The sequence below is a fragment of the Pseudomonas sp. SIMBA_068 genome, from assembly GCF_046534705.1.
In the GTDB taxonomy this organism is placed as follows: Bacteria; Pseudomonadota; Gammaproteobacteria; order Pseudomonadales; family Pseudomonadaceae; genus Aquipseudomonas; species Aquipseudomonas putida.
Genome location: NZ_JAWRYI010001790.1, coordinates 1 through 232 on the forward strand (window position 1 = coordinate 1; position 232 = coordinate 232).

The following is a 232-nucleotide window of genomic DNA, read 5'->3' on the forward strand; positions in this document are numbered from 1 at the left end:
CACCGTTACGTTTCATTTTCACTTCAAATTCAGTAGGGCTGGATGCCGGAGGAAGTTTTTCAAATTCACTCGCATATATCTTCAAGCTCTTTTTGTACAACTCTTTTTTTGTGATTTTCCCTTTATAAAATTCTTTTGAAATATCAGCCAGCTTGTCTTCTAATTCAGATGCGTCAATGCCTGTAACTTTTGCCACAACTTCAGCTTCTTCATTTTTGATAGCTTTTACACT

1 protein-coding gene is annotated in these 232 nt (G+C 35.8%); it reads right to left on the reverse strand.

The features are described from left to right. Positions 1–232: DUF5105 domain-containing protein (locus SB756_RS35920; protein WP_410914019.1), on the reverse strand; the 232-nt coding region annotated here is incomplete at both ends.